This is a genomic window from Paraburkholderia franconis (genome assembly GCF_009362735.1).
GTDB classification, from domain to species: domain Bacteria; phylum Pseudomonadota; class Gammaproteobacteria; order Burkholderiales; family Burkholderiaceae; genus Paraburkholderia; species Paraburkholderia franconis.
On record NZ_WHNP01000030.1, the window covers coordinates 39,439 to 53,668 of the forward strand.

15 protein-coding genes are annotated in these 14,230 nt (G+C 59.1%); 5 read left to right on the forward strand and 10 right to left on the reverse strand.

All coding sequences use genetic code 11. From position 1 onward, the window contains the following. Positions 1-254 precede the first annotated feature (254 nt). Positions 255-1,103: a helix-turn-helix transcriptional regulator gene (locus tag GCT13_RS27440; protein WP_152763367.1), complete on the reverse strand. Its 849-nt coding sequence runs from the start codon at positions 1,101-1,103 to the stop codon at positions 255-257. A gap of 316 nt (positions 1,104-1,419) precedes the next feature. Between GCT13_RS27440 and GCT13_RS27445 the strand changes: the two genes are divergently transcribed. Beyond that, complete coding sequence (locus GCT13_RS27445) at positions 1,420-2,325, forward strand: helix-turn-helix transcriptional regulator (RefSeq protein WP_152763371.1); 906 nt, start codon at positions 1,420-1,422, stop codon at positions 2,323-2,325. An 8-nt stretch (positions 2,326-2,333) separates the two neighbouring features. On the opposite strand, the gene surE is transcribed toward GCT13_RS27445, so the two are convergent. Further along, a complete protein-coding gene (surE, locus tag GCT13_RS27450) occupies positions 2,334-3,116 on the reverse strand; it encodes a 5'/3'-nucleotidase SurE (protein ID WP_152763374.1) in 783 nt (260 codons plus the stop codon). A 145-nt stretch (positions 3,117-3,261) separates the two neighbouring features. Next, positions 3,262-3,636, reverse strand: a complete 375-nt coding sequence (locus tag GCT13_RS27455) for a hypothetical protein (RefSeq protein ID WP_152763377.1) — start codon at positions 3,634-3,636, stop codon at positions 3,262-3,264. Positions 3,637-4,290: 654 nt separating this feature from the next. Here GCT13_RS27455 and GCT13_RS27460 point away from each other — a divergent pair. Continuing rightward, a complete protein-coding gene (locus GCT13_RS27460; protein WP_152763380.1) occupies positions 4,291-5,430 on the forward strand; it encodes a YncE family protein in 1,140 nt (379 codons plus the stop codon). 125 nt (positions 5,431-5,555) lie between these two features. On the opposite strand, the gene GCT13_RS27465 is transcribed toward GCT13_RS27460, so the two are convergent. From GCT13_RS27465 to GCT13_RS27475, 4 genes are all read right to left on the reverse strand, one after another. Then, the gene (locus tag GCT13_RS27465) at positions 5,556-7,214 is read right to left on the reverse strand and encodes an alkaline phosphatase family protein (protein WP_152763383.1); all 1,659 of its coding nucleotides are present in this window, start codon (positions 7,212-7,214) and stop codon (positions 5,556-5,558) included. 231 nt (positions 7,215-7,445) lie between these two features. Continuing rightward, entirely contained in the window at positions 7,446-7,604 is a 159-nt protein-coding gene (locus GCT13_RS48555; protein WP_162849300.1) for a hypothetical protein, read from the reverse strand. A 301-nt stretch (positions 7,605-7,905) separates the two neighbouring features. Then, entirely contained in the window at positions 7,906-8,649 is a 744-nt protein-coding gene (gene phbB, locus GCT13_RS27470) for an acetoacetyl-CoA reductase (RefSeq protein WP_152763386.1), read from the reverse strand. 357 nt (positions 8,650-9,006) lie between these two features. Next, entirely contained in the window at positions 9,007-9,525 is a 519-nt protein-coding gene (locus GCT13_RS27475) for a Phasin protein (RefSeq protein ID WP_152763389.1), read from the reverse strand. A 383-nt stretch (positions 9,526-9,908) separates the two neighbouring features. Here GCT13_RS27475 and GCT13_RS27480 point away from each other — a divergent pair, with 383 nt between their 5' ends. Next, on the forward strand, positions 9,909-10,355 hold the full coding sequence (locus GCT13_RS27480; RefSeq protein WP_321574657.1) for a universal stress protein: 447 nt from the start codon (positions 9,909-9,911) through the stop codon (positions 10,353-10,355). 27 nt (positions 10,356-10,382) lie between these two features. On the opposite strand, the gene GCT13_RS27485 is transcribed toward GCT13_RS27480, so the two are convergent. The 3 genes from GCT13_RS27485 to GCT13_RS27495 form a co-directional block, all read right to left on the reverse strand. Then, positions 10,383-10,691, reverse strand: coding sequence for a DUF1840 domain-containing protein (locus GCT13_RS27485; RefSeq protein ID WP_152763499.1), 309 nt, complete (start codon positions 10,689-10,691; stop codon positions 10,383-10,385). Between the two features lie 280 nt (positions 10,692-10,971). Beyond that, a complete protein-coding gene (locus GCT13_RS27490; protein ID WP_152763392.1) occupies positions 10,972-11,457 on the reverse strand; it encodes a universal stress protein in 486 nt (161 codons plus the stop codon). Positions 11,458-11,596: 139 nt separating this feature from the next. After that, the gene (locus GCT13_RS27495; protein WP_152763394.1) at positions 11,597-11,782 is read right to left on the reverse strand and encodes a hypothetical protein; all 186 of its coding nucleotides are present in this window, start codon (positions 11,780-11,782) and stop codon (positions 11,597-11,599) included. Positions 11,783-11,959: 177 nt separating this feature from the next. On the opposite strand from GCT13_RS27495, the gene GCT13_RS27500 reads away from it, so the two are divergent. Both GCT13_RS27500 and GCT13_RS27505 read left to right on the forward strand, forming a co-directional pair. Continuing rightward, positions 11,960-13,039 carry a tartrate dehydrogenase gene (locus tag GCT13_RS27500; protein ID WP_152763396.1) on the forward strand — a complete coding sequence of 360 codons (1,080 nt, stop codon included), beginning with the start codon at positions 11,960-11,962 and terminating at the stop codon, positions 13,037-13,039. A 167-nt stretch (positions 13,040-13,206) separates the two neighbouring features. Continuing rightward, positions 13,207-14,178, forward strand: a complete 972-nt coding sequence (locus tag GCT13_RS27505) for a LysR family transcriptional regulator (RefSeq protein ID WP_152763398.1) — start codon at positions 13,207-13,209, stop codon at positions 14,176-14,178. Positions 14,179-14,230 lie beyond the last annotated feature (52 nt).

A 14,230-nucleotide genomic window follows, 5' to 3' on the forward strand; every position in this document is an offset into this window, starting at 1 on the left:
TCTGCTGAGGCGAATCGTGGTTGGACCCGTATGCGCAAGCGGTCCTGATCGGCTTGGCGCGCCGCGTGATCGGTGGACATGCGCGAGACGGTTTTCGCAGCGCGCACGCGACCCGACACCCGACGGGTATCCGGATGCGATCGAGTGTAGCGGCGCGTGTGTTTATAAATTTCAGTGCACCTCGTAGGCACACGCACGCTTTTAGGGTGATCCGCGAGTGTCACTACGAAACGCGCGGGGGCGTCATGAAGCGTTCACGCGCGCACGCGCCGCGCGGCGAGATACGCGAGCTGTGCCCGGTTTTGCACGTTGAAGAGCCGTTCGAGTGTCTGGATGTGATAGCCGACCTTGTGCAGCGAGATATGCAGCGCATCGGCGATGTCCTGATCGGACAGGCCTTGCACGAGCCGTTCGAGCACGGCTTCCTGCTCGTCGTCGAGCGTGATGGCGCGCGCCTGTCGCACGCGCGACGCGACATAGGGCTGCGCGAAACGATGCACGGCGAGGCTCATGGCAAGCGCCGTGCCGACGACGCGATCATTGATCCAGTCTGCATCGCGCAACTCGGAAGTGAGCCCGACGCCGACATTCAGATCGAGTTGCGGCGCGGACAGACTGAAGATCACGCCGCTATTTATCCCGTGCGCCCGCAACGATGCAGCGAGCGCGAGCGCCCGACGGTCGCCCGTGCGCTGCGCCTCTTCGTCGATGCGATCGAGCCGCCATGCGACAGGAAAGCCGCTTTGCTGTACTTCGGCAAAACGCGGATCGGATGCGTACCACATGCCATCGAAATAAGCCTGCACGAAAGAAACAGGCGCGAGATCGCGCAGTACATAAGCCTGCAATACGCGCTGGCCAATCATTTCATATGCGCCGTAACTCAGCGTGCTAAATCCGGCCGCGCGCATACGCGCATGGATTTGACAAAAATCGAGTTCGAATGGGTCGGATTTTCCGGCTGCGAACTGTGAGCCGGTAATAACGACGTCGTTGTCGCCGCGCGCATCGGCGGCGTGATGTGACGACAAATGATTTCGATGCGCTTGAACATCCGCCTGTGAAAACCATTCGACAATGGGCGTGCCTTCGTGGGGTGTCATAAAGAGCCGTTATCTCGTTCTCTTGTTCTGTCGACAACACTTCGAACCCCGATATATCACTGGCCTTTTTATATGTATTGCGCACATTCGTTTTTCATTTAGCGCACTTTGTCCTGCGACATATTACTTGAGCCTACTTTCGTATGTACAATGCCCCCGAACGCTTTAGTGCTTCCCTTTATTGCTTCCCTTTACTGCTCCTCTCGCCTCTAACATTCGTTTAGCTATTGCACGCGCGCAGCGCGATCTCTACGCAAAAGCCTGTTGATTGGCGATCCTGCGTGAAATCGGCGATGCCGCATCAAGGACTGCGCCAATGTCTGAAGTTGTGTCGAGCCCACATTCTTCCGCCCGCAGCGTTGCGCCAGGCGCGACTGCATGCGCGGCTGGCGATGCCGCGTTGAGTGCGCGCCGCATCCCCGTGGTCTGGTACAACGATTCCAAAGAGGCTGCCGTCGAGCAGAAGGATGCGCCGCGGCTTGGCGTAGCTGAAATCTTGTCGAGCGCGCAAAGCGAAGCGGAACGCGCGCGCATCGTGTCGAGCCTGCTGCATCTGACGGGCTTTTCGACGTTCGCGTACTTTGCGCTCGAATTCGCAAGCGACCGTGTTGAGCGGCTCTTTCTGCACGAGGCGTTCACGCCGTCCACGTATCGCGGCGAATACGTGCAGCGTCATCACTTCGATGTCGATCCGCGCACGTTCGGCGCGCGCATGTGCAACATGCCCATCGTGTGGGACTTGCGCAATCTTCGCCAACACGGTGAGCGTCATGGGCTTGCGTTGCCCGACGAACGCGAAGCCTTCGCCGATTTCCTGCAGACAATGCGCGACGATGCGATGTGCAGCGGAATCATGTATTCGATGGCGATGCCGGGCACGCGTCTGCATGCGTTCATGAGCTTTACCGCGCCGCGCCGCAATCGCGACTGGATCACGTCCGCGACGGTCGAACAGGCGCTGTCGATAGGCCTGTCCGTACACAAGTTCGGTTCACCGAAACTGATCGCCACCGCGCGCGAACATGCGGCCAACCGGCTCACTGCCTTCGAACAGAAACTGCTAACGGGAATCGCGGAGGGTGCATCCGACAAGGAGATCGGCCGTCGTCTCGACACCAGCGCGCACAACGTCGACTACCATTTGCGCAAGCTGCGCAGGCGCTTCGGCGTGTCGAACCGGATCGAACTGACTTATCTGACGGCGAAGATGGAGTTGATTTGAGCGCGTGCTCATGTACTCAATGACGCCGCGAGCTTCGCGTAGGTGTTCTCGTCGGTGCGATCGAAATAGAGCGGCGTTACCGATACGCGCCCCGATGCGACCACAGCCGTTTCGCTATCGGGAGCGTTGTCGCGCGGGCCGCGCTGGAAACGCAGCCAGTGATATTCGAGGCCGCGCGGATCGACCTGCGGCAGCACTTCGATATCCTGGACCAGTCCCACGCCTTGTCGCGTCGGCGTCAGCGGCCCTGCAGCGGACGCATCGACATCGGGGAAATTGACGTTCAGGCACACGGGCGCGTCGTGCTCGATCGCAAGCAACTGGCGAATCACGCCTGGCGCGAGCGCACGAGTCGTGTCCCAGCGCACGCTCTCGCGGTCCGTGAACGTCTGGCTCAATGCGATCGACGGCAGCCCGAGCAGCAGCCCTGTCATCGCCGCGCCGACGGTGCCGGAGAACATCGTCTCGACGCCAAGATTGCCGCCGCGATTGATGCCGGACAGCACGAGCGTCGGCGGCGCTTCGCGCATCAGATGACGCACTGCCATCACGATGCAATCGCCTGGCGTGCCGACGACGCCGAAGCGGCGCTCGCCCTGGCGGCTCACACGCAGCGGCGAGTGGAGGCTGATCGAGTGCGACGTGCCGCTCTGGTCGTGCTCAGGTGCGACGATCCACACTTCATCGGCGAGTTCAGCAGCAACGGCTTCGAGGACCGCGAGACCCGGGGCATCGATGCCGTCGTCATTGGTCAGAAGAACGCGCGGTACTTTCGAATCAAAAACGGACATCAAGGCATCTCCTGTATAGATGGCGTTGCCTGCAAAGGCTTGTGTTCCGGTTTGCGTCGGAATACTCAGGCATCCGCGATGGCAAAGCGTACCAAAGAAAGAGCATCGCGGACATCACGCGCAAAAACACTCAGCCCTGTGCGATTCACAGATGCGCGATGGTCTGAATATCCGGCGGAAACGGATTTGGGAATGCGGGAAACGGGCAGTGAGAGAGGTGCGCTTTGTGTTGGCGCTTTGTGTTGGCGCTTTGTGTTGGCGCTTTGTGTTGGCGCTTTGTGTTGGCGCTTTGTGTTGGCGCTTTGTGTTGGCGCTTTGTGTTGGCGCTTTGTGTTGGCGCTTTCGACAAAAAAGCCGGCCCTGATAACGCCGGCAAGAAGGCTCCGGAATCTATGAGGGAGTAACCCGGACTCTTTAATCTGCAATTGTATTCTCTCAATCTTAGATTAAGCTTAAGAAACTCCACCTTCCAGGCATTAAAACTTTTGATCCGTTCCACGGAAATTGTTGCCAGACCCATTCATTCATTTCATTAAACGAAGCAGTTCTTTCTGATTAATGCCATCTTATCCATTCGATGAATCAATCCGCGCCAGGCGTTTTCCCTGACGTCGGACGCGTCTCTCGCGACTTGACTTCCTACCTGCCATTAACGGCGCTTTCGGTTCGACAACCACGGCTTACAACGCAGCACGACTGGCTGGCGTGGCAGATCTGATCGACTGGGTGCCGACGATTCCATGTGCCATCGCATCAATTCGACGCTAGCGAACTGATCGCGGACCGTTAATGCTTTGTCCATGCTTGAATAAAACGAATGTGGCAATGCAGCAGCATTCCAATCATCCGATCACGCACTGCGTCTCAAAACCATTTTCAAATTTTGCATTCACCGACTGAAACTTACTAAAACCATTCCTCTTTCTTCCTTTAAATGTTTCGGCATCCATACATTCATTCGCACTTTCATATGGAAACCATCAATTTATTTTCGGTGCATTATCAACGCGCGTTCCGCATCCTTACGTCCAGATCGAAGCACTGCAATTCAGCCGCTTCAAAGACATGGATGACGTGAGCCCGCGTGTGCAATGAACCATCGAGGCGCTCCGGCAGATTTTCTGAAGCACTCAGGCGTTGACCTGCGTTTTCTGCTACTCAAAGGAGCTCACTGATGAAAAAACCGTTATTGGCCTGTCTACTCGTGGCGACGGCCGTAATCGCCGGATGCGGCGGAGGAGACAACTCCAGCACGACGCCGACTGCAGCGACACCCACCCCGCCCAAGCTGCTGACCAACATTGCCGTGCCCAATGCATCGAGCCCGGCGTTCAGCTTCGACATCGGCTATGTCGAAGCGGGCAAATACTATCTGGCCGACCGCAACAACAAATCCGTCGATGTCGTCGATACGAAATCGAATGCGTTGATTGCGCAGATTCAAGGCGGCTTCACCGGCGTGGGCGCGACGACCGATGCTTCGGGACCTGACGGTATCGTGGGCATCACGGGAGCGAATACGCTGTATGTCGGCGACGTGGATTCCGTGAAGATCGTCGATACGTCCGCGATGAAAACGGTCAAGACGATCGCCATCAGCACTACGGGCTCGCGCGTCGACGAAGGCTGCTACGATCCCGACGACCATCTCGTGATGTTCGCAAGCCCCGGCGAGTCGCCGCCGTACGTGACCTTCATCTCGACGACGACACAAGCCGTCGTATCGAAACTGGTCTTCAGCGGTTCTTCGGGACTCGAGGCATGCACCTACGATCCGGCCTCGAAGAACTTCCTGATCAATAACGATGGAACAGCGGCCAATCCCGACGGCGAACTCGACGTCATTACCGCGAGTTCCGTCACAGCGGGTGCGCCGATCGTCAGCAAGTCGTTTCCGCTCGGCAAATGCGGGCCTTCCGGCATTGCGCTCGGCCCTAACAGCGACGTGCTGATCGGTTGCGATCCGTCCGCGGGCGATCCGTTGATCACGCTGATACTCGACCGCAACACGGGTGCTCAACTCGCATCGATTCCATTTGGCGGCGTGGATCAGGTGACATACGATCCCGCGTCGAATCGCTATTTCCTGCCGGCACGCCACTATGTAACGAGTGGCACGGCTGCATCATCGGGCTTCAGTCCGCAGATGGGCGTGATCGACGGCGCGACGCGCAAGTTGCTCTTCACGGTCGCAGTGGGAACAGGCGCGCATTCGGTCGCTGTGGATAGCAGCCTCGGTCAGGTCTATGTGCCTTATCAGCCTGGCGCCGCGGCATTCCCGAATGGCGGCATTTCGGTGTTCTCGACGAAGTGATCATTGAGGCGGCCCTGCATGGGTCGCCTCAATGTGCAGTGTGCACAATCACCCACTGAAAAGAAAAAGACGTGCGGCAGACAAATCAAACAGACGCCGCACGTCAACCGGACTATCGATGACGATCAGTTGTTGGCGTCAATTCCGGGCAAAGCCGGCGTGCCCTCGACCTTGACGGAGTGCAGTTTGTTCGGGTTCAGTCCCAGTGCGCGAAGAATGGTCGGCGCGACCTGCGTCGTCGTCACACGGCGCCCGATGCGCTCACCGTGAAAGCGACCATCAGGGAACGACACGACCAGGCCGAGGTGACTGTCATCCGGTGCATTGCCGCCGTGCTCTTCATCCTTGGTCTTGCTCGACGTGTAGATCACGCCGGGATTCGGCTGCACGATGATGTCGGGCGTCCGGCCATTCGACGGATCACCGAACATCGCCGCGAGGCGCGGTCCCGACAGGATGTACGCCTGCGGGCCGTCCGCGCAGATGCCCGGCGCGTTGCAACTCAGATTCGCCTTGAGCGTCGCGACGGCCGCCTGCACCTGGCTCTGGTCGCGCAACCAGATGAGCCCGACGTCATCGGTCTGCACGAGGCCCGTTCCGACCAGACCCGTTCCATCGTTCAGCGCCTTGGCGTTGTTGTTCTGACCAAAGTTGCCGTTCGGATCGAGGTAGTTGTTCGCTTTGAGCAGCGCCGTCACCGTATCGCCGTTCTTGACGAGCTTCGTATGGTCGGTCGGCGATTGTCCGTGCTTCGCTGTCACGATCATCATCGTCGAACTCGCGAGATTGCGCGCCTTCAACTCCGCGACCATCTTGCCGAGCGCATCATCCACGTAGGCGATTGCCGCCGTTACCTGCGGACCAGGCGTGAAGCTCGCATCGAGATAACCGCCACCCGTTGCGACCGTCGCCTTTTGCGCAACGCTCAACGTCTGGAAGTTCGTGCCGAACAGAGTCGGCACGGGCGCATTGCGCTTTCCCGTCGAATCCTTGCCGTCTATTTCGTTGATGATCGAGTCGACGTGGAAGTTATCGAAGATCTCCGTGTTCTGATAGGCATCGGTATAGTCCTTGCCTGTCGCCGGATTGATCGAATTGATTTCAGTGCGGGAAAGATCGTCGACACCACGGCCGGAGGGTCCATTCAACCAGTCATAACCCCACGCGTGCTTGTCGGCCCATGCAGTGCGCGAGTCGCGCACGTGCTGCTTCACGACTTCGAAAATCGTATTCGTCTTGATGTAGTCATGCGGATAAACGGGCACGCACTTGTTGCCGACCTTCGCGTGCGGAATCGCATCGGGATTGAATGCGCCGCCGCCATCGAGATGAATCAGCGCCCCGCCGCCTTGCGCGTCGATACCCGTCGTTTCATCGAACACGACGTTCCAGCCTTGCTTGCCCGTGCAACCGGTATCCGCAGGCGCGTACAAGGTGCGGTCGTAGGACACGTCATAGAAGAGCCCTGCCGACTTCGGTGATCCGCCCGTGACCAGCGCGGCGAGACCCGGGAATGAGTCCGATAAGCCCGGCGTATAGGCATTCGTATAAGTCACACCCGACTTCGCCAGCAGCGCGAGGTTCGGGCAAGTATTCGCGCCGATGCATCGCGCCACGTCCTGCTCATGCAAACCATCGACACTGATCAGCAGCACATGCTTGATTGCATTGCCCTGGTTGCCTTGATCATGATCTTGCGCGTTGTCCGCTTGCGCGGCCCCTGCCGGCAAAATCACCGAACCCAATAAGGCACCCGCTCCAACCCATCTGAAGAGACGATTCATTGTTCACCTCGCGTGATGTCCAGTCCAGATTACCAATCGTTACGGCAGCGGTAATGTGCACGTTCAATGCGACCTCACGATGAAGCGCGGCTTTCGTTTTGCCCCAGGGTTGAGAATAGAAATCAGATTATCGAGTCCGGAAACTGGCTTTGATTTGCGTCCGCATTTCGCAGCCATTCGTGATTTTCTCGTCATCGCATGAATGCGATTGAAGTAAACAGAGAACCCGGCTTACCTCCGCACGCGCGAAAAACGACACCAGCTATGATGATCGAGATTTTTCAGTAATTCCGCGCGCAATCGCTCGCGACGGTAGTGCTGCACCATCGACAGCAACGCAAACAGCAGCACGGACGCGCCTAGCGCGATTGCAATCCATGTTTCGTTCATTGCTATCCCCTGTAGCAAACACTCTCGCAGTACTTTGCCGCACGGTCAAAGCGGGCATTGACCCGACTTCGGACAGTTAGCGGCGTTCGTGCACTGCTCGAATACGAGTTCGCGGTATCGGCCCGCATCACGATCTGCGGGTGTCCGTGGCCCGAAAGTCCGGTTCACGACGACGACTCGGTTCGTGCACCGGCATTGATACAACTGTTGTTTTGTCTCCACCACTTCTTCCTTCTTGACAGGCCCTCGGTCCGCTTTATTCGCTTCGGGCGGGGCCTTTGCTCTAGACGCTTTCTTTCGATCAGTTCATATGCTGGCCGCCATTCACGGCCAGATTTGCACCCGTGATGAATCCCGCGTCGTCCGAGCAGAGGAACGCGACGAGCGCGGCCACTTCTTCCGGCTTGCCGAGACGGCCAGCGGGAATCTGCGGGAGGATCCTGGTGTCGAGGACTTCCTGCGGAATGGCCGTGACCATCTTCGTTGCGAGATAACCGGGTGAAATCGTGTTGACGGTCACGCCCTTGCGCGCCACTTCGAGCGCCAGCGACTTCGTGAAGCCGTGCATGCCCGCTTTCGCCGCTGCGTAGTTGGTCTGCCCGACCGAGCCCTTCGAGCCATTCACCGAAGAAATGTTGATCACGCGTCCCCAGCCGCGCTCCACCATCATTTCGCACAGCGGCTTCGTCATGTTGAAGACGGAATCGAGATTCGTGCGCATGACGGCGTCCCAGTTCACCTTGTCGAGCTTGCGCAGCGTCATGTCGCGCGTGATGCCGGCATTGTTCACGAGGATGTCGACGGGACCGATCTCTGCCGTAATCTTCGCCACGCACTCGTGACACGAGTCATAGTCGGCGACATCGACGGGAACGGCATAGAATGCGCGGCCAGCCTTTTCCATTGCGGCAAGCCACTCGTCCGCACCCTTGTTGCTCGGCGAATACGTAACGATCACGCGATAGCCGGCGTCGTGCAGACGAATACTGATGGCCTCGCCAAGACCGCCCATGCCACCCGTTACCAAAGCAATTCGATTAGTCATCCTTTGCACCTATCAGACATTCATTGCGAAACTTCCCGATCGTCAATGACTGGTTCGCAGTTGCAGCCGTTGACTGGTCTCCCCGACTGATCCTTTTATTCCGGCCGTTCGCTTTGCATTGGCCTGCGCGTTCGCTATTCGTTGCGACGTCGCGTGTCGGTGGTTGCTGCGGCGTGAGCCGCGCGCATCGGTTGATTCGAAAGAGCCCATCGAGCCGTTTCCGGCTCGCGGACCGCTTCTGATATCTGCTTCTGGTAATTCGCAATCAAATTGCACTGCGTGAATAGGCAATACATGATGCGTGTGTCATGCAGGCGACACCGCGTGCATTGCGCAAGCAACGCAGGATTCGTAGTATTAATCGACAACCGCCTTGCGGGGACGGCTGGTAGGCACGGGACGGTCGGCGCGCGCGGCCGCGATCGCCTGTTCGGTTTCCTGCCGGGCAGCTGCTTCGGAATTCGGCGCTGCCGACAGCATCGTCTGGAATACCGACGTCAGCGGCACCGAGGCTGCATTGGCGCGGCATTGGAACGCTTCCACGATGGACCGCGCCAGTACTTCATTCTTCCCGGCCTGCGCGTGCGCCACGTCCTGCAGGCTGCCGTTCAGGCGCGAAACGATGCGGCCCAATTCGGTGCTGTAGTCCGCAAATAGTCTTACCAGTTCGCTCGCCGTATTCCATTGAAATGCGGTGCGAGTACTGCCGATCGTGCTCAGGCTTTTCAGTACCTCGTTGTTCGCGGCGCTGATCGTGCGCAGATTGAGTTCCGCGACCGATTGCAGTTCCTGAACGACGGGATTGGCCCACGCGTTGAGAGCGGAGATTCCCGACTCCCACGCCGAAATGACACCTTCGGAATTCCGAATGCTCATTGACGAGACTCCATTAGTATTACTAAGTCCTTAGATGTCGCATGCACAGCGGGGCCGCACTGTGTCATGCGATTCGCATGAGTGTTCGTAATTAAGTGGTTGCTTGTGCGAAGCACCATTAGAACCGACATTCTAAACACATCATTTGACAATTTTTAAACAGTCTTGTCGGTAGTTACCCTGGGTTGTCGCTTGGCGTTTCTAGCGTTCTCGCGATCGAACCCCTAAACCGCATCGCTTGCCGTACGAGTGCTCAGCAACCATTTACCTCACAACGTGATATACACTGGAAACGGCGAGGGTTCATCTCGCGCCGAAGGACGGCAATGTCAGGGGCCCTCGGAAGTGACTTTCGAATGGCCCGTGAGTGAGGGAGTCTCAAAGTGATCCCGTTCAAACGCATTCTGCTGTGCTACGACGGCACGCCCGAAGGACGTCGTGCGCTTCGCAGTGGAGCCGCGCTTGCACATCAGCTCGGAGCCGAAACGCATCTGCTTTCGGTCGTGGATTCGTCGTGGTGGTCGAGCGGGTACGACGTTCTTTCTTCGATGGCCTTCGAAATCGACGAGCAGGCCGCACGCAACGTCTTGAGCGACGGCATCGAGCGGTTATCGGCGTGCGGCGTGAACGCGACGGGACATTTCTGCGTAGGCGACCCCGTTGATCGCATTGCGACGATGGCCGACAAACTTCGCGCCGACCTCATCGTGATCGGACATCATCACCTCGGACCTTTCGCGCGCTGGTGGACGGGCGAGCGGCATGCGCAACTGCTGGATCGCGTCGGTTGCGGCATTCTCTTCGAAGTTTCGCCGGATAGCGCTCCATGAATCGCCACGGGGCACGCACAACGGGTGCTAAAGCCCCCACAGAATATCGGCGTCCTGCCGCTTTGCTTCGCGCAGCATGTCGAGAAACGGCCATGCGCGTTGTGAGAGACCCGGCTTGTGATGATCGGCATGGGATGCCGGCGTTTCGTAGACCGTACCGGACTGAGCATCGTCTTCGATTGCAGCTTCGAGACGCCGGATCGCTTCCGGCAAATCGTCATGCACGATCACACCCTGACGGTCGAGACGCTTGCCGATCAACCCGAGCAGATACTGCGCGAGGTCGCGAAGCATGACGACATCCGGTGTTGCTGGTGACTGGAAGGTGACGAGCAAGGCTACTCCCCTGTAAAAAAGCAGGGCCTTCGTAGCGGTTGCCTTGATGCGGAGACTGCTCTCTTCTCCATGGAGGTATTGGATCTTGCCGTGCGGACTATTCCCGTCCGTACCGACAGCAAAGTCCCCGCTCATCCGACAGCCGCTCGAAGGCTTCATTTCATTTTATATCATGTTGTGATCCATTCAAGCGGGCATGGATATGACGCTTCAACGCGCGTCCGTTGCTCAGACGTAAGCACGCGGCGAAAAGGCGGGGGTACCGAAGCACGCGTTGCGTTCAGAAGAACGAGGCGTCTTCCGTCGAACGTTGTTCGCTCTTTGTGCGACGCTTCTTCACCGACGCCGGATCGCGCACGATCGTCACGGCACACGGCGCATAGGCAAGCACCTGGCGCGCGACCGAGCCGATCAGCCAGCGGTCGAACGGCGTGTGTCCGCGATGGCCGACGACGAGATGATCGATACCGTGCTGCTCGGTGTAGAGCACGATCTCCTTCGCCGGCTGCCCGACCACGAGATCGAATTCGGCCTGTTCGCCGGAGGACGCGAGCTTCGCCTTGATGTCGTCGAGCACTTCATTGGCGTGGCGCAACTCGTAGTCGATCATTTCCTTTCTTTCCAGCTCTATCGCACCCCAATCGGGCGCGCGCGCCACGACGAGAACGTGCAACCGCGCGTCGAAGCGCTTCGCGAGATCGACCGCGAAAGTGACGGCATGTCGCGCGGACGGCGACCCGTCATAGCCTACGAGTACGTTCTGCATGATCTGCTCCCATCGGGTTCGAGCCGGAAGAGGCTTCGCTTGACCAGCGTCCGTTCATCGATTCCGTGCAAGCGCATTTGATTATGTCCATGGCTTGCCGCATGACTCGTTGCGGAAGGCGCCGACGCTTGCGGCCGGATCAGTTGTCGTCGCTTCGGCTCGGAAGATGCTCGTGAGGCACAGGCTCGGCCGCGTCGGCATCGACCCGATCGGCGTCTTTGGTTTTCGCCGGGGCGTGCGCGGCCGCTTTGCGCTTCGTGCCGGTTGGGGATTGCGCGGGGTCGAGAGGCTTGTCAGTCGGCTCAGCGGACGGCTTGGAGGGCATGGTGTACTCCTGAGCTGATGGATACTGTCATTACCATGATAGGACGCATTGAAGCTCCCCGGTTACATGCGTTTTGCGGCAGTGCGCAAATGACGAATCGAATAGACTAATCGCTCTCGCTCATACGGCCTGATCGAACCCGATCCAGTCCCACCCATTTCCGACGAGGACACATCTATGACCCGTAACTACCGCATCGCAGTGATTCCCGGCGACGGCATCGGCAAGGAAGTGATGCCCGAAGCGCTGCGTGCGCTCGACATCGTCAGCAAGCGCTACGGCATCGGCCTCACGTATCAGCACATCGAGTGGGCCAGTTGCGACTACTACGCCCAGCACGGCCAGATGATGCCGGACGACTGGAAGGCGCAGCTCGATGGCGTCGATGCGATCCTGTTCGGTGCGGTCGGATGGCCCGCCACCGTGCCCGATCACATCTCGCTGTGGGGCTCGCTGCTCAAGTTCCGCCGCGAGTTCGACCAGTACATCAACCTGCGTCCGGCGCGTCTGTTCGATGGCGTGCCGTCGCCGCTCGCTGGCCGCAAGGCGGGCGACATCGACTTCATGATCGTGCGCGAGAACACGGAGGGCGAGTATTCGTCGGTGGGCGGCACGATGTTCGAAGGCACCGAGCGCGAATTCGTGATGCAGCAGTCGATCTTCACGCGCAAAGGCTCCGAGCGCGTGCTGAAGTTCGCATTCGATCTCGCGCAGCGCCGTGCGAAGAAGATCACAGTGGCGACGAAGAGCAACGGCATCTCGATCAGCATGCCGTGGTGGGACGCGCGCGCCGCCGAAATGGCCGCGCGTTATCCCGACGTCGCGTGGGACAAACAGCACATCGACATTCTGTGCGCGCGTTTCGTGCTGAACCCCGACCGCTTCGACGTGGTGGTCGCGACCAATCTGTTCGGCGACATCCTCTCGGATCTAGGCCCAGCCTGCACGGGCACGATCGGCATTGCGCCGTCGGCGAACATGAACCCCGAACGCGCGTTCCCGTCGCTGTTCGAACCCGTGCACGGCTCCGCGCCCGATATCGCGGGCAAGGGTATCGCCAATCCGGTCGCGATGATCTGGTCGGCAGCAATGATGCTCGACTTTCTCGGCAACGGACAGGGCAAGGAACGGGAAGCGCACGACGCGATTCTCGACGCCATCGAAGGTGTGCTGAAGGACGGCCCGCACACGGGTGATCTTGGCGGCAAGGCCAACACGGCGGAAGTGGGCGCCGCGATTGCGCATCGGCTTGCGTGATTGCACCCGATTGAACTACATTCGCGCGCGAGTGCTCTTATGACAGAGGACGCGCGCCGGGAAAATTGATTCGCGGCGGCGAATTCATCGACACGCGATCGCTCGCGCGCGGCAGGCGGCGGGCGCATCGCGACAGCGATTTCCAACCCGATGGATCGGGCATCATCATGCCAAGCCTTCGCAAGAAATTGCCCAGTGCCAATGCGCTGTTCGTGTTCGAAGCGGCCGCGCGCTGCCATAACTTCACGCATGCCGCGCAGGAACTCGATGTGAGCCAGCCGGCCGTGAGCCGCATGCTCGCACGCATGGAGGATCATATCGGCGTGCGTCTATTCGAACGCGTGCGCGGCGGCATCGAGTTGACGGAAAGCGGCAAGATTCTATATCGCGCGATTTCGGAAGGCTTCGATGGCATCGAAAATGCAATACGCGAAATCGAGGCCCGCGCGACGGGTGTCGAGCCGGTCATGCTGTCCGTATCGACGGGCTTCGCAACGCACTGGCTGATGCCGCGCACGAGCCGCGTGAGGCAGGCGTTCCCTCACATCGATTTGCGGTTTCAACTGATTTGCGGACATAGCGACGGGCCGCTCAATGACGTGGATCTGGGCATACGCTTTCTGCTCGACAACGAGATCAACGAGAACGCCGTGTTCGTGATGCCGGAAACGTTGCTGCCCGTCTGCAATCAGCGCTATCTCGACACGGTTCGTACCGACGCCGGCCGCGCGCAAGGCGACACGCTGATCGTAACGGACGACGAACAGCACGACTGGCACGAACGCTTTAGCGCATTCATCGGAAATGGACGACGTATCGCGGGCACGATGAGCTTCGCCGATTACGCAAGCGCCGTGCAAGCCGCGCTGCTTGGCAAGGGCATCGCGCTCGGCAGGCTCGATGTCGTGTCGCATTGGCTCGCGCAAGGCGCTTTACTGCCCGCCGAACATGAAGTGATGGTGACAAATTGGCGTTGCTGTCTTCTCACGCCGCCTAACAAACCGTTGCGGCAGATCGTAGCCAACCTGCGCGACTGGCTCATTGAAGAGACGCGCAACGATATGCGCACTGTCGCGAAGAGGTACCCCAAGCTCGGTTTGCAGGAGGCGATGAAGCAGACCGGGCTGAAGTTCGGCTAAGTGATGGCGCCTATCGGCGCGGATGCGAGCGAGCGCGTGTTTTTGGCCAAAC